Below are 20,973 nucleotides of genomic sequence, written 5' to 3' on the forward strand. Positions count from 1 at the left end.
TCCAAACCATTCATCCTCTGGCTCAAGATTATGATATGCCGTCCACGCAAAAAACAGCACCGGCGCGCCGTTAAACGCGTGGTGCTGTTCGGAAAGGCCAGCAATTAAACCGGATATACCGGGTGCTTGCGCTCAGAGAAGACGACAACCTTTGATGAATAAGCCTCTAATCGATTCACTAACTCATCGCGCAGCGAATCGGCTGGAATGATCCCGTCAATAATCATTTCGGAGGCTAGCCGGTAAATATCAATATCCTGCTTATATTTCTCCCGCTGTTCTTCAATAAAAGAGGCCCGCTCGTGTTCAGGCAGTTGAGCGATTTTATTGGCATAGACGGCGTTGACCGCAGCTTCTGGCCCCATCACGGCAATTTGAGCCGTAGGCAATGCGAGACAGCAATCCGGTTCAAACGCAGGACCAGCCATCGCATAGAGGCCTGCTCCGTATGCTTTACGGATGATCACCGAGATTTTAGGCACGGTCGCTTCGGACATGGCAGAAATCATTTTCGCGCCATGGCGGATAATTCCTGCCCGCTCCACCTTGGTGCCGATCATAAAACCGGGAACGTCGGCGAGAAACAGAAGCGGGATATGAAACGCGTCGCAAAGGGTAATAAATCGGGCTGCCTTATCCGCCGAATCGTGAAACAGCACGCCTCCTTTCACCCGCGGCTGATTGGCAATGATCCCGACCGGTCTTCCGTTCATTCGGGCCAATCCCGTAATCAGTTCGCCGGCAAACAGCTTCTTTATCTCAAAGAATGACCCCTCGTCAATGATCCGGTCAATCAGGTCATACATATTAAACGGGGCATTCTGATTGGACGGGATGAGCTCTTCTAATGATTTCTCAAAGTATTGCGGTGCCGCTGCCTCCACGACCGGCGGTTTTTCGGAAAAATTGGCGGGAAAATAGGAGAGATATCGTCGTGCCATCGCAATGGCTTCTTCTTCGTTTTGGGCCAGCACATCGCCGCATCCGGATACCGAGCAATGCATGCGCGCGCCGCCCATTTCTTCTAACGTCACCTTTTCTCCGATCACCATCTCCGCCATCCGCGGGGAACCGAGATACATGGATGCATTTCCATCCACCATAATCACGATATCGCAAAATGCCGGAATGTATGCTCCGCCTGCAGCCGAAGGACCAAAGAGCAGGCAGATTTGAGGAATTTTACCCGACAATTTGACCTGATTGTAAAAAATACGGCCAGCCCCGCGCCTGCCGGGGAACATCTCGACCTGGTCCGTAATGCGGGCGCCTGCTGAATCCACCAAGTAAATCAACGGCACTCGCATTTTGTCGGCCGTCTCTTGGATGCGAATGATTTTCTCTACCGTACGCGATCCCCAAGAACCGGCTTTTACGGTGGAATCATTGGCCATCACGCACACGATTCTCCCATTAATCTTTCCCATCGCCGTAACCACGCCATCCGCCGGAAGGTCTTCTGCCATGCAGTTGGCAAATAACGCATCCTCCAGCTCGAAACCCGGATCAAACAATAGCTTCAAACGGTCGCGAACAAATCGTTTTCCTCGCTCCGCATTCTTTTGATGATAAGCCCGCGCCCCCCCTTTGAGGATCCGTGAACTGCGTTCCTGCAGCTCCTCCCGATTTATTTCCATGGACATCCCCTATTCCTCCTTATCTCCAAATGCATGTTACTCGCCCTTAAATATGGGGGGACGCTTATCTTTGAACGCCTGCAGTCCTTCCAGGCGATCCTTTGTCGGAATCGTTACTTCATAGGCATTTTGCTCAATCGCAAGCCCGGTGCTCAGATCCGCATCACATCCCTTATCGATGGCGAACTTGGCCTCCGCCACGGCGATAGGAGCATTTCGAACAATTTGGCCCGCTATTTCCAGCGCTTTATCGAGAAGGGATTCAAGCGGGGCCACATACTCTACCACCCCCATGTCCCTCGCCTCTTTGGCACCGATTTTTCTTGCCGTGAAGATGAGCTCTTTGGCGCGCCCCTTCCCGATCAGCCTCGGCAACCGCTGCGTTCCGCCGGCGCCGGGAATAATCCCAAGCGAAGTCTCCGTAAGGGCGAAAGTTGCCGTTTCGGAGGCGATCCGAATATCACAGGCCAACGCCAATTCCATTCCCCCGCCCAATGCGGCTCCGTTCACGGCGGCAATGACCGGTTGGGGCAAGGCTTCTAGATCATTGATGCTCTGGCGAATCAAAGAAACCGTCCTGCGCACCCGGTTCATGTCCATTCCTGCGCGCTCTTTTAAATCAGCGCCTGCGCAAAAGGCTTTCTCTCCAGCCCCTGTGACCACGATACAGCGAACAGAGCGGTCAAATTTGCATGTCGCGACAGCATCCCGCAATTGTTCCAGCATCTTTATCGAAAGCGCATTGGCGGCTTCCGGCCGGTTTAACGTCATGAGCACAATACCATTTCCCATGCTGGACACCAATACGGCTTTTTCCACGCTCCCCCTCCTTCCCTGAACCGAATCATGAGCCTGCCTATCCGTTCGAGCTGCCGGCCTGAAGATTACGGCTTGGCAACTCTCTTCCTATCTTTTCCCGAATAAAACGGGCCGCGGAGAGCAGCTTTTCCCGATTTACCCCCGTGTGAATCCCCATCGCCTCCAGCATGTAAAGCAAATCCTCCGAAGCCACATTGCCCGAGGCTCCAGGCGCATACGGGCATCCGCCTAACCCGCCAACGGAAGCATCAAACGTCGTGATCCCCATGTCCATGGACACCAGGATATTAGCCAGGGCCGTCCCGCGCGTATCGTGAAAGTGCAGGGCCAGTTTTTTGGCATCAAACCGCTTTAAAAGAATGTCCAAAACCTCTTGCACCTGCTTCGGATTTGCTATGCCAATCGTATCCCCGAGAGATAATTCGCCAATCCCCATGTCGAACAACGTTTCCGCTACCCGGATCACCTCGTCGATGGACACAGGACCTTCATAGGGACAACCGAAGACAGTGGACACATAACCGCGGACTGACTTTCCTGCTGCAAGCGCTTCGTGCGCCACTTCTCTTAGAATGGGAAAGGTAGCGTAAATCGACTTGTTAATGTTTCTGTGATTATGGGTTTCGCTGACGGACATAAAGACGGCTGCTTCATCCACATCGGCTTCCAGCGCTCGTTCCAGACCCTGCCGATTCGGAACGAGAGCCGAATACACGATGCCGGATATCCGTTCAATTCCTGCCGCAACTTCAGCGGCATCTGCCAGCGCCGGGATCCACTTGGGATTCACAAACGAAGTGATTTCAATGGAATTGAGTCCGGTGCCGGACAATTGGTTGATCCAAGCGATTTTATCCTCTGTTGGAACAAAGACCTTCTCATTCTGTAATCCATCCCTCGGACCCACCTCTTTGATCGTCACACTCGCCGGCCAGTTCATCTCTCCAACCCCCAGCATACGTTTACTCCAGCTCGATCAATAGATCTCCTTCATTAACAAAGTCGCCTTCGTTCACGATGACTTCCTTTACCGTCCCGCCGGAACCAACCGTAATCGCGATCTCCATTTTCATCGATTCCAACACGGCCACGTTTTGTCCCGCTTCGACTTGATCCCCAGGCTTGACAAGAATTTTATATACATTCCCCGCCATAACCGCCACGATTTTGCTCATCTGAATAACCTCCTGTTCTACGAATAGCCTTTCGGTAACTCGCCGAGGCCCTCCCCGCCCGATCAAGTCATGTCTTCTCCATTACATATTTCGCAACGAAATTCGTTGTCGTATCGCCTGAACGGAATGCGGGATGCGCGATGACTTCTTGCAGCATCGGGATGTTTGTTTTGATCCCCTCAACCTGATAATCGGCCAGCGCCTGTCGAATCCGGTCAATCGCTTCGTCGCGATCCTTCCCTTTGACTATGAGCTTAGCAATCATCGGATCATAGAAAGGAGTGACCATGGAACCATCATGTACAGCCAACTCATGGCGGATTCCGTCTCCTTCAGGTATAGCAAACTTCGTAATCACTCCCGGAGATGGGAAGAACGTCTTCGGATCCTCCGCATAAATCCGCACTTCAATCGCATGGCCCTCGCGTGTCACATCGGATTGCCCAAAATTCAAGGAATGTCCGGCCGCAATTCGCAATTGCTCGGCAACCAAGTCCAAGCCGGTAATCTCTTCTGTAATCGTATGCTCCACCTGCAGACGAGTATTCATTTCAAGGAAATAGAAATTTTTATTCCCGTCCACTAAAAACTCGATGGTTCCTGCATTCCGGTATCCGATGGACTGAGCCGCCCTTACCGCCGCTTCTCCCATTTTGCTTCTCGTGAGTTCATCCAAATAGGGAGAAGGGGCTTCCTCCACTACTTTTTGATGACGGCGTTGAATGGAACATTCCCGTTCCCCTAAGTGGACGGTATTCCCATAGGAATCGGCCAAAATCTGAATTTCGATGTGCCGGGGATTTGCCAGGACCTTCTCTATATACATGGCCCCGTCTCCGAAGAAATCAGAGGCACGTTTCTGGTTCCCTTCAAATGCTTGCTTCATTTCCGATTCGTTATAAACGATCTGCATGCCGATCCCGCCGCCGCCGGCCGAAGCCTTGAGCATGACCGGATAGCCGATACGATGGGCTGCCCGTGCCGCTTCTTCCGCATCCGCTAATGGATAGGAAATGCCGGGGACGACAGGGACACCCGCTTTTTCCATGATATTCCGGGATTCGATTTTACTGCCCATGCGGGAGATGATATCCGCCGATGGACCGATGAATACGATACCGGCCTCCTCACAGCGGCGGGCAAATTCGGCATTTTCCGACAGAAGGCCGTATCCGGGGTGAATCGCATCCGCTTTTGAAAGACGGGCGAGTTCTAAAATTTTCTCGATTTTTAAATAGCTATCGGTTACTTTGGGATTTCCGACCTCGTAGGCCTCATCCGCCATTTTGACATGAGGGGCTTCCTTATCCACTTTCGAGTATATGCTGACGGTGGCAATGCCCAGCGATTGGCAAGTACGGATCACTCGAGCCGCAATCTCCCCCCGGTTCGCGATTAGAATCTTCTTGAACATAGCACCAACCCCCTTTAACAGCCGATCTGGCGTGCAATTACCATACGTTGCACTTCCGAAGTTCCTTCCCCGATCTCCAAAAGCTTGGCGTCCCGGAAAAACCGCTCCACCTGGTATTCCTTCATATAACCATAGCCGCCATGGATCTGAACGGCCTGATCGCAAGCCTTCATGCAGATTTCCGAAGCAAATAATTTGGCCATCGCCGCTTCCTTCTTAAATCGTCTTCCTTGATCCTTAAGCCATGCCGCTTTATACACCATGTTGCGGGCGAGTTCAATATTCATGGCCATGTCGGCCAGTTTAAACTGGATGGCTTGAAAGGAAGATAAGCTGTGGCCAAATTGTTTTCTTACTTTGGCATATTGGAGCGATTTTTCGTAAGCTCCTTGCGCGATCCCGACCGCCATGGCCCCGATCCCGATTCTCCCTCCGTCAAGCGTAGCTAAAAATTGCTTGTATCCATGTCCTTCTTTCCCCAGGAGATTTTTTCTGGGAACGGTTACATTTTCCAATACCAACTCCGTCGTATTCGATGCGTGAAGACCCATCTTTTCATAATTGCTAAGGACCGTAAATCCTGGCGCATCGGTAGGCACGATAAACGCGCTGATTCCATCCGTCCCTTTGGAGCGATCCGTTACGGCGGTGAGCGACAGGTTTTTGGCAAAGCTTGCGTTGGTAATAAAGCATTTGGAACCGGAAATGATCCATTGATCCCCATCCAGCTTCGCTGTCGTTCGGGTTCCGCCCGCATCGGAACCCGCATTCGGTTCCGTCAGCCCAAACGCCCCCAAGTATTCTCCTGTACAAAGGGGGATTAAGTATTGTTCCTTTTGCTCGTGCGTTCCGAATAAATGGATGGGCGCCCCGCCTAACGAAATATGGGCAGAATAGGTGATCCCCGTGGAGGCGCATACCCGGCTTAACTCTTCGACAGCGATAGCAAAGCTTATCGTATCTGCTCCCCCGCCGCCGTATTGTTCGGGAAAAGGCAGACCCATGACTCCCAGCTTCGTTAATTTTTCGAAAACCTCCTCCGGAAATTGCTTTGTGCGATCCCGTTCATCTGCGCCCGGAGCCACCTCGCCTTCCGCAAAATCACGCATCGTCTTCTTTATCAACGCTTGTTCTTCGGTTAAATCAAAATGCATGATTTCATCGCCCCTTTCCTTTAATCGAGTCCGATGCCGGTGTCCGTGCCGTAACCTTCCATCTTTTGCTTGACTCTCTGCAAGAAGCGGCCGCACACCAGACCGTCCAACACCCGGTGATCCAGGGAAAGACAGATGTTCATCATATCGCGAACCGTAATCTGGTTATCCAGGACGACCGGACGTTTTACGATGGCTTCGAGACTCAAAATGGCCACTTGCGGAGGATTGATGATCGGGGCTGACAGAACGGAGCCGAAAGAGCCTGTGTTATTCACGGTAAAAGTTCCGCCGGTGGTATCCTCTGCCGTTAACCTGCCCTCCCTCGTCTTCTTGGCCAATTCATTGACTGCTTTGGCAAGACCGGAAATGCTTTGTTGGTCGGCGTCCTTAATGACGGGAACGAATAGCGCTTGATCGGCGGCAACGGCAAGCGAGATATGAACCGCTTTCTTGACGATAATGCGATCATCTGCCCACTGCGAATTTAAGACGGGGAATTCCTTCAAGGCTTCGGCAACCGACTTGATAAAGAACGGCAAATAAGTTAAAGGGACGCCTTCTTTTTTCTGAAACTCCTCTTTGATCCGGTCGCGATAACGTACCAGATTGGTGACATCGCATTCCACCATAAGCCAGGCGTGGGGGATCTCCCGCTTGCTCTCCAGCATTCGCTTGGCAATCGTTTTGCGGATGGCGGTAACCGGGATCGTCTCTTCATTTCCTTGCAAAATCTCCAAGATGTCTTTTCTGGTGATGCGTCCGCCAGCGCCCGATCCTTCGATACGGGAAAGATCCAGGTTGTTTTCTTGCGCCAGCTTAAGCACGGCCGGCGAATACCGTTGGTTCACGTCGGCTTGTGCCGCCGCGTCATCGGCTCCCTGATCTTGAGCGGCAGTCTTTGCTTCAACCGGCGCGCCCGCTTGATCTTCAGCCGCAATATAGCAAATCAGAGTTCCTACCGCCACCGTTTCGCCTTCTTGAACGACAATGTCGGAGATCGTGCCGCTCACCGTAGAAGGAACCTCCGCAGTAACTTTATCGGTAATCACTTCGCATACGGGATCGTATTTTTTGACTTTATCCCCGATGTTTACGAGCCACTTGGAGATGGTTCCTTCCGTTACACTTTCCCCTAACTGGGGCATAACGATCTTCTCAGCCATATTCTCCTCCCGTTCCGATCATAATTGGGCCAGTTCTTTCATAGCCTGATAAACTTTATCCGGATTGAGCATGAAGAATTTCTCCATCGGCGAGCTATACGGCATTGCAGGGACGTCCGGACCGCACAGACGTTTGATCGGAGCATCCAATTCAAACAGGCATTCCTCTGCAAGCACAGCAGCTACTTCCGCCCCAACGCCTCCCTCTTTGTTGTCTTCATGAATAATGAGCACTTTACCGGTTTTTCGAGCAGCCTCCACAATCGATTCCTTATCCAGAGGATAGAGGGTACGCAGGTCCAGAATGTGAGCGCTGTATCCTTCTCGGGAGAGTTTTTCTGCCGCTTCCAACGCAAAATGCAAGGCAAGTCCGTAAGAAATCACCGTGAGGTCTTCTCCTTGCCGCTTAATATCCGACTTCCCAATGGGAACAATGTAGTCCGAGTCCGGCACTTCTCCCTTGATCGATCGATAGCATCGCTTATGTTCAAAGTAAAGAACAGGATCTTCATCGCGAATGGCCGCTTTAAGCAGTCCTTTGGCATCATAAGGAGTGGAAGGTGTAACCACTTTTATGCCGGGAATATTGCAGAACATAGCTTCGACGCTTTGCGAATGATAGAGGGCGCCGCGAACTCCGCCTCCATAAGGAGCACGAATGACCAAGGGGCAGTTCCAATCTCCGTTCGAGCGGTATCTCATCTTGGCTGCTTCATTCACGATTTGATTGATGGCAGGCATGATATACTCGGCAAACTGAATTTCTGCCACAGGGCGCAAGCCATAAGCGGCTGCCCCAACCGACACGCCTGCAATGGCCGCTTCCGACAGCGGCGTATCGATAACCCGTTGTTCGCCAAATTCCTCATAGAATCCCTGTGTAACCCGAAACACTCCCCCGCGTACCCCGACGTCTTCTCCTAAGACAAATACCCTATTATCTCGCTGCATTTCCTCCCGAAGAGCTTGGGTCACGGCATCAACATAAGAAATTACGGCCATTTCTCACTCCCCCTATTCTGAATAGACGTGCTTCAGGGCATCTTCCGGAGCCGAATCCGGGGCATTCTCCGCATAATCCGTGGCCTCATCGACTTCCATGAGCATCCGGTCATGGATTTCCTTCTCGGTAGGTTCATCTAATATCCCCACATCTTTGAGATAATTGCTGAAGGATACGAGCGGATCCTTCTTCTTGGCTTCTTCCACCTCTTCACGGGAACGATAGGTTCGATCATCGTCGTCGCTGGAATGAGGGACTAAACGATAGACGACCGCCTCGATAAGCGTTGGCCCTTCTCCTCTTCTCGCTCGATCGGCCGCCTCTTTCACAACCTTATATACTTCCAAGGGATCATTTCCATCCACGCTGATGCCGGGAAACCCGTAACCTTTTGCCCGATCCGCGATACTTTCGCAAGCCGCCTGCTTTGCAAAAGGGACAGAGATGGCATACTTGTTATTCTCGCAGAAGAAAATGACAGGAAGCTTATGCACCCCCGCAAAGTTCGCCGCTTCGTGAAACTCCCCTTGATTGCTGCCCCCGTCCCCAAAGGCCGTTAACACGACAAGCTTTTCTCCTTGCATTTTTCCAGATAAAGCGATTCCAACAGCATGCGGCACTTGACTCGATACGACACTGGACCCGGAAAGAATATTCAGTCTTTTACTCCCGAAATGCCCTGGCATTTGACGTCCGCCGCTGTTGGGATCTCCCGCCTTGGCAAAAGCAGACAGCATCAATTCCTGTGCCGTCATCCCGAAAACAATGGCCATCCCCATGTCCCGATAATACGGACACAGAAAATCTTTCGTTCGCTCCAACGCATAAACCGCTCCTATCTGCGCTGCTTCATGACCTTGGCAAGACACGAGAAAAGGGATCTTTCCCGCACGATTTAGAATCCACATCCGTTCATCTACTTTTCGCGCCAAAACCATATTCCGATACATTTCAAGAACCTGTTGATCCGATAAACCTAGGGCTTGGTGCCGGTTCTCGACTTGGCCATTTCCGGTTTTAATCATAACCGTATCCCTCCGACATTTGTGCCGCTGCATACTGCGGTTCCCTTTATTTTACATACCGTCATTCCCATCGTGAAATATATATTGTGCATAGAAACTATGCCTAAAAAATATAGGCAGTTTCAGTACGCCCATTATGGGCGTTTAGGTTGAAACTCCTGAACGGGGCTGGGAAGAATGCTATTTGAAAAAGTTTTATATAACTCCGGGACAATTCCGTAAGCAAACCAACATGAAAGAAACCTTGTTCCGGATGACGGAATCAAAACCATTAGATCATGGACGTTTGCAGTATTTACAAGAGGGACTGACCATGGATCCTGTGTTTGTAGAAAAACAGAGTTTTCAAGTAGTTGGAATGGAGATGCATAGTTCGGAAGGCTATGAATTTGGAAGCGTACGGGAGCGGTTTGTTCCACGCATGGAAGAAATCGAAAAGAAAGCAAATCCCGACCCTATATTTTATGGGGTAATTGAACCCACAGGGGTAAAGAGGGAATTTACGTATATGGCTTGCGTGGAGGTCAGCGGAAAGGCAAATATCCCCAAAGGGATGGTGTATAAAGTTATTCCCTCTAGTTCATATGCTGTATTTACTCATAAGGGTTCATTGAACGGGTTTGTCGTAGGCATGCCCTTCGTTCCCTTATGAGTCTGCGGACGGGCAGTCTCATCTCATCCAAGTTACGCCTGATCCCAGAATCAAATCATTGGTTCTGTTGGCACCGGCTTCAGTCTGGTTTCAAGCCGATGGAGCATTGAATGCGGTGGACATCCCCATTTTCATGCTTGTTGGAGAAAAGGATCAATATACGCCCTCTTTTCATGCACAAAGTATTTTGAACGGGATCCCTGACCATGAGAAGGTTCAACACAGAATTGTCGAGATTGCCGGGCATTTTTCATTTCTGAGCCCATTTCCGGAAGCCATGACGAATGCGTCATTTCCTCCCTCACCAGATCCGCTTGGCTTTAATCGCGAGAGTTTCCAGCATGAACGAAACGAGGAGATTACAAGATTTTTTGTTGCGCAACACATAAAACGATAGCGTAATAACAGAAAAATACAGACCAAGACTGTATTATTACAGTTTTGGTCTGTTTTTGTTGATGCTCATACCATCGCTGTGCGAATATCATAATCATGGATATCGATATCCGGATCCATTCCTAATGCCAGCTTGGCGAGCTGGAATCCAATAAACGGGCCCATCGTCAATCCGGACGCTCCAAGTCCGTTGGCCGCGATCAAGCCATCCCAGCCAGGAACAGCGCCTATCACCGGAAGAAAGCCGGGCGTAAAAGGACGAAAACCGACTCTCACCTCTTGAACCGTGCTGTTCGCCAAGCCCGGCGCCAATCCCAAGCCTTTATTCAAAATCTCCTGGATTCCCCCTGCGGTTACCCTTGTATCATAGCCTTCGATATCATCTTCGTGAGTCGCTCCCATCACGATCTTTTGTTGGTCAAAAGCCAACAGATATTGATCGGAAGGCGGCATCACTACAGGCCAGGTGCCCGTGTCTTGTCTAGCCGGAACCTGTAAATGCATGATTTGCGCTTTTTGGTAACTTACCTTAAAGTGAATGCCTAAAGGCTGCAGCAGTTGATTGGCCCACGCCCCTGCACACACGATGACTTCGTCAGACGAGAAGCTTTGGGCACCGACTGCGATTCCGGTTACGCGGTTCGGCTGATATTGAAGCACAGCATCCCCATTGATCAGGATGGCTCCGTTTCTTTGAGCCGATCGGACCAACGCATCGCGCAGCGCACGGCCGTCGACACGGGCGGCCCCGCGAATATGAACCGAATGATACCCTTCCGCCAACAGAGGAAACAGCTCCTGGGTTGCTTGTTCATTTAGCCAGGTAATGTCACCGATTTCCGGCGCATCCGTCTTTCGCAACTGTGCCCGCTCCTCCATCTTTCTGATTTTCTCCATATCATCATGGATACTAAGAGCGCCAACTTGAGCATAGCCGGTCTCCGTTTCTCCCTCGCTGGTGAGTTCTTTGATCAGCCCGGGGTAAAAACGCGCGCCGGCTTTGGCCAGCCGGTACCAAGCCTGATTGCGCCGCTGTGACAGCCAGGGGCAGATATGCCGGCCGCGGCATCCGTAGCCTGTCCTTTATCTTTGCGGTCTACGATAAGGACATCCGCCCCCATTTTTGCTAACTGATAGGCTGTCGATGCCCCCAGAATCCCTGCTCCGATGACGATGACTTTCTTCATGAACACGTCCCTTTCCTCAATCACTGTATCCATTATAGCGAATCCTGCCTTCGTTCCTCTACTCCGTCCTTTCTTGCACCCCCCCGTAAACGTAAGCGAAGCTGCCGATCATGCTGGCAGCTTCGTCCGAACTGTTCATGGAACAATTCAGTTACGTTGGAAAAGTCCCTATGTAATTCATCTGGATTTTCCGTAAAAAATAGTAATGAAGGGGTTCCCCGATTTAATCCAGGTGACATTTTAGCGGCGAATTCCTTATTGTGCAGAATGATGCTTGTTTCGGCGCCCTTTATTGGGGCAATTTCACTCCATCTCATTCCTTGACCGTTATTTTCTTCAGAAATCACCCGAAAGCCTAATTTTTCGGTCCAAAACTTCACGGCCTGCAACCATCCCCCCTCTCGCCATTCCGCCATCATTACGCCTGGAATAAAACTTCCTGAAATATGTAAACTAAAAGCAAATTTCATTAAGGAGCTGCCCATGAAGACGAGTCTCAAATCGTTCCTGTCCATCCTAATGATTACGTTCGCCGCGGTCACGCCTCAATCGCTGGCTTATGCGCTGTCTCCACATAATAAACAACAATTAGACAACCTTGAACCGCCATCTCCCGTTACATTGCCTAATCCGCCCTTCCAGCAGTCACAGCCGCCCGAAAATTTACTGCCAATCTCTGATGTCATGAAGAAAGGAAAGCCAATCGCCTATGACGTGATTGCCGATCTTCCCCAATGGAATCGACCGTCTTATTTGCCTTATTGGCACAGCACCTATGGGCGCTGGTCGTACGTTCCCAATCGAATCCACTTCGCCAAGCATCGATTGTTTACGTCTCCCACCAACGCTTCCGCTCTGTATGACTTTATACATAACGTAGGCATTGTGAAAGAGATGGAGAACGCTTATAACCAATTATCTTCGCTGCAACTGGATAAAATCCTCGTCGTGGTTATGAACACCGAAATTAAAAAGATAAGGTTTCATAATCGGCAGGTTGTCATTGAAGGAAAGCCCGTGCATTCCGGCCTGAAAATCGTTACGATCGATAATCCGGCTCCCGGTAAATCGATCTATTTTCAGTTATCGACTTCAACCGGCGACGAGATCGACTACAGTATTTTTTAACCAAAAACGCCGCTATGCTCCCACACGTGGAAGTCAGCGGCGTTTGTAGGCATCCAAAGTGCCCTAATCAATTACGGTATAACTAAATTTCTTTTTGCCGAATTGAATTGCAGCCTTGTAGTTGGCGGTAGAATATTTTCCAAAATACACATCCACCCATCGGTAGGAAAGTCCCTTCGTATTATTAAGATCCCCGGTGTCTTCCACAATAAACGTGTTCAAGGAAGAACCATCCGGAGTCACAATCCGGTTATTCCCTGTTAACACCAACATGGTGCCGAAGGGATAAATGGGCTTGTTCCAGTTGCTGCTCCCCCAGGAGGATGGATGTACTGCAACCCCTCCAATATAGGCGGAAGCGCCGCTGGCAAATACGGGCTTGCTCACGCCGGATGGACCGATATAAGCCGTGAAATCTTGATTCGTATACGTCGTGGCAGCGGAGGCTGAAGTGGTTGGCGATAAAGTTACAATAGCAGCGAGAAGAATGGCCATTAGACTTTTTTTCATTACATTCCCTCCCAATCAAATTCGTTTAATTCATCGTTATACTTGATGAGGATTCAAATACGATTTTTTTCTGTTGTAATGTCTTAGCCAAGCCAATGACCGTTATCGTTGCTTTCCCATCCAACACTTGCAATACAAAGTGATAGCCATTCGCCCAATCCTTGCCCGGCAGCAAATCATGCTCTGCCTTGCTTCTGGACAATAGTTCGGGACTGTCGAACACCACCTCTTCCCTCTTGATTACATGAGTGTCTACAAACGGACCGACACCGGGATAAACCCCTTCGACAACGCCCTTGCGAATCGCGATAACCGCTCGTTTGTTATCCGGAGTTCCAACTTGCAAATTCCATCGTTCTCTTCTGCCTTGATGTCCGCTAGTTGTGCCGAATTCATCGTCTACGCTGGTCAAATAAAACGGCACTGCGGACGAATCCCATTCCAGTGCTTTCGCCATTCCAAGCTCAAGGGCTTCTTGCACGTTACATCTTCGGATTCGGATCGAGAAGACATGGGGCTACTAGCTTGCAAGTATACCGTGGCGATAACCGCTGCGATGAAAAGAATGATCGAAACCATGATTTTTTTACTCAAGATCATCACCAACCTTCGGAACTAGTAAATTTTACTATTACTAGTTTCAATTTACTATTTCTATTAGGTAGATTCAATAGCTAAAAATGTTAGAAATCGTCGGATTTGATTTTTCTATATCAAGTGATATGCCCCGCTTACAGTAAACAGGTGAAATAATAAAACCTGTGTAAGGGGAGCTTTTTTATGCCTAATAAAAAATCATGATGCGTCAGTGAAACTCATTATCCTTGAAGAAATCGCAAGTGGCGAAATTGTTGTTAAGGCTGCAGCCAAGAAATACGGTATCAGCAAAACGACTTTGGCGAAATGGCGTCTTCGTGACAAGGTGTATGGTTACGAGGGGTTAGAAAAACGAAAACATAAAGATTGCGAGTAGAACGCAGATTTCCAACTGGATTAAGGAGTATCATCGTCATAGTAGCTTAAAAGCTCATTCAGGGGGAGCGAAAGCGATGACGAAGGCGCGTTCGACACGGATCGATATGGTGTAATACTGTCTTGCTCATCAGCATGACTACCGTAAGACAGTGGACCATTTTCAGGTCTCCTACCACATGGTATCCATAGTGTCGTGTGTTGCATTAGTATACTTTGGAGCAATGGAATATCTAATAGACGAGGAAAATGGAAAGACGGGTTGGCTTGTGGCTGCATTCTTGGGATGGGGTCTAGGAGTGATAAGTAGGCTATTTGTAAAGGACGAGCCACAAAACGGGTGACTGGTCTCGGGTAAGTGCCCCTTGACAGGACACAACAGTAGTTACAAAGCAATTTAAAAGGAACACCTAAAAGGAGTCTGTAAAATAGTTTGTGTAAACTCCAAAACCTATTAAAATAGAATCAACAGAAAGGTTGGGAGAACACAATGGGATTGTGGACGAAAGAGCAACTGCGAGCCTTTATTAAGGAGAACAAGCTGGTGACCGCTCAGGACGCTCAGAATGCCTTGAAGGATTTGTTCGCCGAGACGATCCAGGAAATGCTGGAGGCCGAGATGGATACCCATTTGGGCTACGAGAAGCATGAGAAATCGGATAAATCCACTACAAATTCTCGTAACGCTTCAGAGCCGTAAGAAGATCACCAGCGAATATGGCGAACAGGAAATTGCCGTACCACGCGACCGTCAAGGCGAGTTTGAGCCGCTGGTCAAGGAGTGGCAGAATCGGCCGTTGCATAGCGTCTACGCCGTGGTTTTTCTGGATGCCATTCATTTCAAGGTGAAGCAGGATGGTGCCATCGTGAATAAGGCTGCTTACATGGTCATTGGCATCGCTCTGGATGGCAACAAGGATGTGCTGGGCATCTGGATTGGCGAAAACGAGTCAGCCAAGTTTTGGCTCAGCGTGCTGAATGAACTGAAAAATCGTGGCGTTCAGGATATTCTTATTACCTGTGTGGACAACCTGACAGGCTTCTCTCAGGCCATCACCGCCTGCTATCCCCAGACCGAGATTCAGAAGTGTATTATCCACCAAATTCGCAACTCGACGCGCTACGTGTCCTACAAGGACCTCAAGAAAGTAACTGCCGATCTGAAGCCGATTTACAAAGCAGCTACGGAAGAAGCGGCGCTCGTCGAACTGGACCGCTTTGAAGAAGTCTGGGGATCCAAGTACGCGCTCATTGTCCAATACTGGCGCAGGAACTGGGATGAGCTTGCAACCTTTTTCAAGTACCCGCCGGAGATACGCAAGCTGATCTATACGACCAATATCATCGAGCGCTATCACCGTCAACTTCGCAAGGTGACGAAAGGCAAGAGCATTTTCCCTTCAGACGAAGCTTTGCTCAAAATGCTCTACCTCTCCACGATGGATGTTGTTCGCAAATGGACCGGTCGTGCACTAGCCTTGCATAGAACCTGACATGAAGAAGACTTCAAGTTCCTGATGTGGAACGAACAATAATTATTTATAAATATTTACAGTTTCTTTTTTCCTAGCAAGGCCAAAAGTTGATCTCCCACTAAACCATAGGGACGTGTTACCAGCAAATGTATATATGCCATTATTAGCTATTTAACCACCACTTTAACGGTCTTATACTGCTTTGGGTGTTTTCGCGTCCGACCACCCCTTCGTTTCTTTCGCCTGCCCTTCGAGTGCTTGGTCGGTTTGCGGTGCAGCGCCATCAGAAATTGGTCCCACGTCTTGTTCATGTAGGCTCGAAGCAGCTTTAGAAATGACCATAGCGTTTGAGTGGTGTCGGCCTCCTTGCGGACCAACATGACCAAACCATACGCGATCAAGGCTAAAAAAATCTGATTCCATACTGCCTCTGGATGTGAACTGTACAAATGGACTAAGCTCATATGCTGCTTCATCCACTTAAAGAACAATTCAATCATCCAGCGGCACCGGTAGATCTCGCAGATTTGGGCTGCGGACTTATCCCAGACATTCGTAAGCACACGGTACTGGCGATTCTTCTCATCGGTATACTCCACTAACCGGAGCTGGACTTCTATTACATGGCCTTCTTCATCCTTGTAGCTTACGATCACATCAGCATCCCGCAACACCGGTAAAGGCAACGCTCTGAGCGTACGTACGAGTTGGGAAGCGCTAATGGATTTCAGGTTGATCGCCTGCTGCAGCTGTTCGTTCGCACGCAACGCATTGCAAATATCTTCGCGGTCCGTGCGTTTGTTCAATTGGGCATCAATGAGTAGTTTGACCGCTCTCACGAGTGTAAACTTTCGTCGATAATTAAAGATTGGGAATTCGTCGTCCGAGAGTTGAATCAAATTTAGGCATTAACAAATGACGGTCTGATCTGGTATATTACCCATGGTCTTTTCTCCTTTTGGTGAAGGAATGGGTAACATGCCTATCCTTCAACATGAGGAGATTTTTTTATGAGTTACCAGACTATTCATTCAAGAAATTCAATAAAAAGTAATTTGCGAGAACTATTTTTCTCATGTTAGGTTTGGTGCAAGGCTAGTGCCGGTCGTGTCCAAAACTGGGGACAGATGCTCCTCCAACCTTCCGTCTTCTTTCCGGATCGGGTCGGGCAACATTTAAGCTAAGAGCTCATTCGCCCCCCCCCCTCGGGGGCTCTATCCTTCAAAATGCGTTTACTCAAAATTCTTGACAGACCCTCACAGACCCCTCAGGGGTCGAGGATTGCGAGTGTTTTAAAAATTTTCAGGAGGATAAATATAATATTTTTAATCAAATAAATGTCCTAAAATAATCCAAACTATCAAAAGTAAAATGATAATTGAAATTATTTGTCGTAATTTCATTTGGATTCTCCTTTTCTACGTTTTCTATCACGCCTGTTTATTATCAACATGTTTTCAATAATAAGCGAACCTTCTCTATTAATCTTTCAGAGAAGGTTCGCTTATTATATTAATTAGGGCTTGCTGAACAATCATTTTTCAAAGGTTTTACAAGGATTTCTGGACTCTAACTCGAAATAAAATGCAAGGAGAATGCGAATTTCTTGCAAAAAATCGTGCACGTGGAGTGAGCCGACATGTATCGTAGAACCGAAAGCCAGCTTCAGTTGTTCGAAGATTTCTACTTGCCGTTTGGCGGTAAATTAAATAAGGAGAACCGTTGGGTGCAACTGGCCGCTATCATCCCGTGGTGGCGGGCAGAAGAATTCTACGCGAAGTCGTTCAAGAAATCAATGCGCGGTCAGATCCCTTTGTCTGTTCGTATGGCTTTGGGAGCGCTGTACATTCAGGAACGTATGCAGCTCGATGATCGAGAGACGGTCCAGCAGATCACCGAAAATCCGTACTACCAGTACTTCCTTGGGCTGCCGGCGTTCCAAGATAAGCCTCCGTTTCATCACTCGCTGTTGACCCATTTCCGCAAGCGATTGGGTGCGGATGTCATTGAACGAATCAACGATTGGATTTTGGAAGAGGACGCAGAGCGAAAGAAGCAGGAACAAAACAAGAACGATCCTCAAGATCCTCCAGGCAGCGGCCATGGCTCTGATGGAACATCCGTTAATGAAGACGGCAAAAGCAAAGAGAAACCATGCAACAAAGGCACCTTGATGCTCGACGCGACCTGCGCACCGGCCGACATCTCGTATCCGACCGATTTGAAATTATTGAACGAGGCGCGGGAAAAACTCGAAGCGATCATCGATGTTCTGCACGAGCCTTTCGTCGGGAAGGCCAAGAAACCGAGAACGTATCGTCAAACCGCCCGCAAACGCTACCTCGAGATCGCCAAGAAACGGCGAACGGGTGCCAAAGCCATCCGGAAAGCGGTTGGCAAACAGCTTCGTTATGTTTCGCGTAATCTTCGCATCATCGAAATGCTGGCAGCGAAAAGCAGCTTGAATCAACTGGGTTCGCAGCAGTATCGGCAATTGCTCGTCATTTCCGAGCTGTATCGTCAACAGCAAGAGATGTACGACAAACGGACACACTCGGTGGAAGATCGAATCGTCAGTCTTTCCCAACCGCATGTACGGCCGATTGTCCGCGGGAAAGTGAATGCTCCCGTCGAGTTTGGAGCAAAGCTGGCGATCAGTCTGGTGGATGGTTACGCTCGGATGGAGAAGCTGTCCTGGGATAACTTCAACGAAAGCATGACACTGAAAGCTTCCGTGGAGTCGTTCGTCCAGCGATATGGGTGTTATCCGGAAGCCATTCTAGCCGACCAAATCTACCGAAACCGGGAGAACCTTCGCTATTGTAAGGAGCACGGCATCCGTCTGAGTGGTCCAAACTTAGGACGTCCGAAGAAAGAAGCGGAACCAGAACGGAACCAGGCCAGACAGGATGCTTCAACGCGTAACGCGATCGAAGGAAAATTCGGAGAAGGCAAACGCTCCTACGGACTGGGGCGTATTCGAGCACGCCTTCGAGAGACAAGCGAAACGGTCATTGCTCTACAACTGCTTGTTATGAATCTCGAACGCAAGCTGCGCGTTCTCTTTTTGCCGATTTTCAGACTGTTGCTGAATCTGTGCCGTCAGCCTCTGTGGCCTAAAAGGCAATATGTTCAGCAAGCCCTAATTAATTTAGTAAGTACTGAAGGAATCTCCATCGACTAATCCACGAACATCTACATTATAATACGCAACAGTTGCAAAAAAATTATCGCTAAAATTATGTGAGGTAACCATAGTATTAGTATCTTCTTTTTTGTAATCTTGGGAGTATACAAGTCCTATTTTAGTGCCTCCTTCGCCAAAAACGCCAAAACAACGTAATTCAGTAATACTACCTAAGCTTTTGTGTTTTTTACCTTTTGTATCTTGTACGACGAAAAAGCCATTAATACTATTGTTGAAAAAACCTAAATCTACAGTTACTGTTCCTGACAACTGTACATTGCCTAAACTGCCATGTAAAGTTGCTGATTTAGTGCCATGTAAAGTTGTTGCTGATTTAGCTTGAGCAGTTTCTGAATTATGTGCTGCAGATTCTTTTGTTTGAGGAACTAGACTTGCGTATGTTCTTACAAAATCAGCGTCTTTATCTGATAGAAACTCACCAACTTCATATTTATTTCCAATTTCAGCTAATTTTTTTTGTCTTTCATGTTGACTGTTATTATCACTTTTTGTTTCAATCGTAGGAGTTAAATTTTTTTCTTCTTTGAGAATTGGTGAAGCTGATACTGTTGTTACGGATGCAACCATAGCAAAAGCTGCTATTGCGGAAACAACTGTTTTTTTCATACAAATCTCCTCCTAATTGTTTTAGGTAAAGATATCTCTTCATAAAGTAGCAGACTGCGCATCATGTTTTTATGCGGAGGAAAACATTATGTAATGACACACCCTCTATTTCTATTGATGAATGAAGATTATCTCCACAAGTAATAGATTACCATATCTTACGAAATATAGCAAGACCAAATATTCATATATTTTAAACTTATTTTGTTGCAACCCTTGCATGGTGCATGTTCTTCGATTTGCTTTTATTTAAACTTCTTTTTATGTACTCTTTTTGAACCTCAAGTATATATGTATCTATATAAATTGAATTAAAGTTTTAGAGAATTATGGTAAGGAATTTCATACCTGCATGTCGAATGAATAAAGGACCACAAAAAGACAGGTAGGGAGTAGAACATGGAAAACCCAACGAAGCTTGACGAAGTGAAGCAAGCCATGAGAAAAGCAAAGGATCGCCGAATGTACGAGCGCTACCAGGCATTATATTTACATCTCCAAGGGGCTCCGGTAAAAGAGATTGCCCATACGTTGGACCGAAGCGTTCAAACGGTAAAGGCATATATCAAGGCTTATGATCAGGGCGGACTTTCCGGACTGCAAATGAATCATTCGCCGGGCGCGCCTGTTCGCTTAACAAAAGAGCAGCAGGAAAAGCTGAAGCAGACCATAGCTCATTGTGTTCCTCATGAGGTGGGCTTTACCGCTCGCCATAACTGGACGCTGGAACTGATTGCAGCCTTTATTAAGCGTGAATTTGGGCAAACGTATTCGCTTCGCGGGGTCTCGAAGATGATGCACCGCCAAGGGTTAAGCTACACCAAACCGACATACACTTTAGCTGCAGCAGACGAGGAGAAGCAACGCCAGTTCTCGGAAACCATTTTTCCTGCGTTAAAAAAAGACTGATGAATGATGAGATCGACCATTTGCTATTTGAAGATGAGTCCATGATCCGTGACTACCAAGCCATTCAAAAAACATGGTTTCTTAGGGGCAAACAGCGAATGATTCGAACGGCAGGCAAACACCGTGGAGTCAAGCTGCTGGCCACGCTTGACTATTCCACCGGCAAGGTGGTTTGGCAGGAAGACGAGCAATACACAGCCGAGACCTTTTTGAGTTTTCTCCAAAAGGTTGTTGCTCACTATCCTGCAGGCAAAATCGTCATCGTGTTAGATAATGCTCGCATTCATCATGCCAAGCTGCTCCGGCCGTTTTTGGACGAAATGAAAAGGCGGCTTGAACTTGTTTTCCTGCCCCCTTACAGCCCTCAACTCAATATTGTTGAAGGGCTATGGAAATGGCTGAAGTCCGATGTCATTAACAATGTGTTCTATCACACGGTTGCCGATATTCGCAAGAATGTCCTGCAGTTTATGAACGAGATCATGAAATCTCCATGGTCCATTATTGATCGCCTGTGTATTAGGTTCTAGTTGAATG

General features: G+C 48.4%; 20 protein-coding genes and 2 pseudogenes. 7 read left to right on the plus strand and 15 right to left on the minus strand.

The window, feature by feature from the left end:
* Positions 1–104: 104 nt before the first annotated feature.
* From OCY70_RS18095 to OCY70_RS18135, 9 genes are all read right to left on the minus strand, one after another.
* The gene (locus OCY70_RS18095) at positions 105–1,643 is read right to left on the minus strand and encodes an acyl-CoA carboxylase subunit beta (RefSeq protein ID WP_213430072.1); all 1,539 of its coding nucleotides are present in this window, start codon (positions 1,641–1,643) and stop codon (positions 105–107) included.
* A 30-nt stretch (positions 1,644–1,673) separates the two neighbouring features.
* Complete coding sequence (locus tag OCY70_RS18100) at positions 1,674–2,456, minus strand: enoyl-CoA hydratase (protein ID WP_213430073.1); 783 nt, start codon at positions 2,454–2,456, stop codon at positions 1,674–1,676.
* A 37-nt stretch (positions 2,457–2,493) separates the two neighbouring features.
* Positions 2,494–3,396, minus strand: coding sequence for a hydroxymethylglutaryl-CoA lyase (locus tag OCY70_RS18105; RefSeq protein WP_213430074.1), 903 nt, complete (start codon positions 3,394–3,396; stop codon positions 2,494–2,496).
* A 22-nt stretch (positions 3,397–3,418) separates the two neighbouring features.
* Complete coding sequence (locus tag OCY70_RS18110) at positions 3,419–3,631, minus strand: acetyl-CoA carboxylase biotin carboxyl carrier protein subunit (protein WP_213430075.1); 213 nt, start codon at positions 3,629–3,631, stop codon at positions 3,419–3,421.
* Positions 3,632–3,698: 67 nt separating this feature from the next.
* Positions 3,699–5,045, minus strand: a complete 1,347-nt coding sequence (locus OCY70_RS18115) for an acetyl-CoA carboxylase biotin carboxylase subunit (protein ID WP_213430076.1) — start codon at positions 5,043–5,045, stop codon at positions 3,699–3,701.
* Between the two features lie 14 nt (positions 5,046–5,059).
* The gene (locus tag OCY70_RS18120) at positions 5,060–6,199 is read right to left on the minus strand and encodes an acyl-CoA dehydrogenase (RefSeq protein WP_213430077.1); all 1,140 of its coding nucleotides are present in this window, start codon (positions 6,197–6,199) and stop codon (positions 5,060–5,062) included.
* A 20-nt stretch (positions 6,200–6,219) separates the two neighbouring features.
* Positions 6,220–7,365 carry a dihydrolipoamide acetyltransferase family protein gene (locus OCY70_RS18125; protein ID WP_261945078.1) on the minus strand — a complete coding sequence of 382 codons (1,146 nt, stop codon included), beginning with the start codon at positions 7,363–7,365 and terminating at the stop codon, positions 6,220–6,222.
* A gap of 18 nt (positions 7,366–7,383) precedes the next feature.
* Complete coding sequence (locus OCY70_RS18130) at positions 7,384–8,367, minus strand: alpha-ketoacid dehydrogenase subunit beta (protein WP_213430079.1); 984 nt, start codon at positions 8,365–8,367, stop codon at positions 7,384–7,386.
* Positions 8,368–8,379: 12 nt separating this feature from the next.
* Positions 8,380–9,393: a thiamine pyrophosphate-dependent dehydrogenase E1 component subunit alpha gene (locus tag OCY70_RS18135; protein WP_213430080.1), complete on the minus strand. Its 1,014-nt coding sequence runs from the start codon at positions 9,391–9,393 to the stop codon at positions 8,380–8,382.
* Between the two features lie 184 nt (positions 9,394–9,577).
* Between OCY70_RS18135 and OCY70_RS18140 the strand changes: the two genes are divergently transcribed.
* Both OCY70_RS18140 and OCY70_RS18145 read left to right on the plus strand, forming a co-directional pair.
* Complete coding sequence (locus OCY70_RS18140; protein WP_213430081.1) at positions 9,578–10,045, plus strand: GyrI-like domain-containing protein; 468 nt, start codon at positions 9,578–9,580, stop codon at positions 10,043–10,045.
* A 58-nt stretch (positions 10,046–10,103) separates the two neighbouring features.
* The gene (locus OCY70_RS18145) at positions 10,104–10,442 is read left to right on the plus strand and encodes an alpha/beta fold hydrolase (RefSeq protein ID WP_213430082.1); all 339 of its coding nucleotides are present in this window, start codon (positions 10,104–10,106) and stop codon (positions 10,440–10,442) included.
* Between the two features lie 65 nt (positions 10,443–10,507).
* Here OCY70_RS18145 and OCY70_RS18150 read toward each other — a convergent pair.
* A pseudogene (locus tag OCY70_RS18150) lies at positions 10,508–11,628 on the minus strand (NAD(P)/FAD-dependent oxidoreductase).
* Between the two features lie 32 nt (positions 11,629–11,660).
* Entirely contained in the window at positions 11,661–12,047 is a 387-nt protein-coding gene (locus OCY70_RS18155) for a VOC family protein (protein WP_249725463.1), read from the minus strand.
* 64 nt (positions 12,048–12,111) lie between these two features.
* Between OCY70_RS18155 and OCY70_RS18160 the strand changes: the two genes are divergently transcribed.
* Entirely contained in the window at positions 12,112–12,756 is a 645-nt protein-coding gene (locus OCY70_RS18160) for a hypothetical protein (protein ID WP_213430083.1), read from the plus strand.
* Positions 12,757–12,819: 63 nt separating this feature from the next.
* On the opposite strand, the gene OCY70_RS18165 is transcribed toward OCY70_RS18160, so the two are convergent.
* Positions 12,820–13,266 carry a hypothetical protein gene (locus tag OCY70_RS18165; protein ID WP_213430084.1) on the minus strand — a complete coding sequence of 149 codons (447 nt, stop codon included), beginning with the start codon at positions 13,264–13,266 and terminating at the stop codon, positions 12,820–12,822.
* 25 nt (positions 13,267–13,291) lie between these two features.
* A complete protein-coding gene (locus OCY70_RS18170; protein WP_213430085.1) occupies positions 13,292–13,747 on the minus strand; it encodes a hypothetical protein in 456 nt (151 codons plus the stop codon).
* A 327-nt stretch (positions 13,748–14,074) separates the two neighbouring features.
* On the opposite strand from OCY70_RS18170, the gene OCY70_RS18175 reads away from it, so the two are divergent.
* Positions 14,075–14,239 carry a helix-turn-helix domain-containing protein gene (locus OCY70_RS18175; RefSeq protein WP_213430086.1) on the plus strand — a complete coding sequence of 55 codons (165 nt, stop codon included), beginning with the start codon at positions 14,075–14,077 and terminating at the stop codon, positions 14,237–14,239.
* A 489-nt stretch (positions 14,240–14,728) separates the two neighbouring features.
* A pseudogene (locus tag OCY70_RS18180) lies at positions 14,729–15,731 on the plus strand (IS256 family transposase).
* A gap of 149 nt (positions 15,732–15,880) precedes the next feature.
* Here the strand turns inward: OCY70_RS18180 and OCY70_RS18185 are convergent.
* Entirely contained in the window at positions 15,881–16,552 is a 672-nt protein-coding gene (locus OCY70_RS18185; RefSeq protein WP_213430087.1) for a transposase, read from the minus strand.
* An 800-nt stretch (positions 16,553–17,352) separates the two neighbouring features.
* Here OCY70_RS18185 and OCY70_RS18190 point away from each other — a divergent pair.
* Positions 17,353–18,897: an IS5 family transposase gene (locus OCY70_RS18190; protein WP_390905280.1), complete on the plus strand. Its 1,545-nt coding sequence runs from the start codon at positions 17,353–17,355 to the stop codon at positions 18,895–18,897.
* On the opposite strand, the gene OCY70_RS18195 is transcribed toward OCY70_RS18190, so the two are convergent.
* Positions 18,865–19,527, minus strand: a complete 663-nt coding sequence (locus tag OCY70_RS18195) for a hypothetical protein (RefSeq protein WP_213431519.1) — start codon at positions 19,525–19,527, stop codon at positions 18,865–18,867. The genes OCY70_RS18190 and OCY70_RS18195 overlap by 33 nt on opposite strands.
* Positions 19,528–19,926: 399 nt before the next feature.
* On the opposite strand from OCY70_RS18195, the gene OCY70_RS18200 reads away from it, so the two are divergent.
* Positions 19,927–20,966, plus strand: a protein-coding gene (locus tag OCY70_RS18200; protein WP_213431522.1) for an IS630 family transposase whose coding sequence is annotated in 2 segments (ribosomal slippage) — positions 19,927–20,430 and positions 20,433–20,966 — 1,038 coding nt in all. Because the reading frame shifts where the segments join, the coding sequence is not laid out codon by codon here.
* Positions 20,967–20,973: the final 7 nt, after the last annotated feature.

Source organism: Paenibacillus melissococcoides (assembly GCA_944800085.1).
GTDB lineage: Bacteria > Bacillota > Bacilli > Paenibacillales > Paenibacillaceae > Paenibacillus_B > Paenibacillus_B melissococcoides.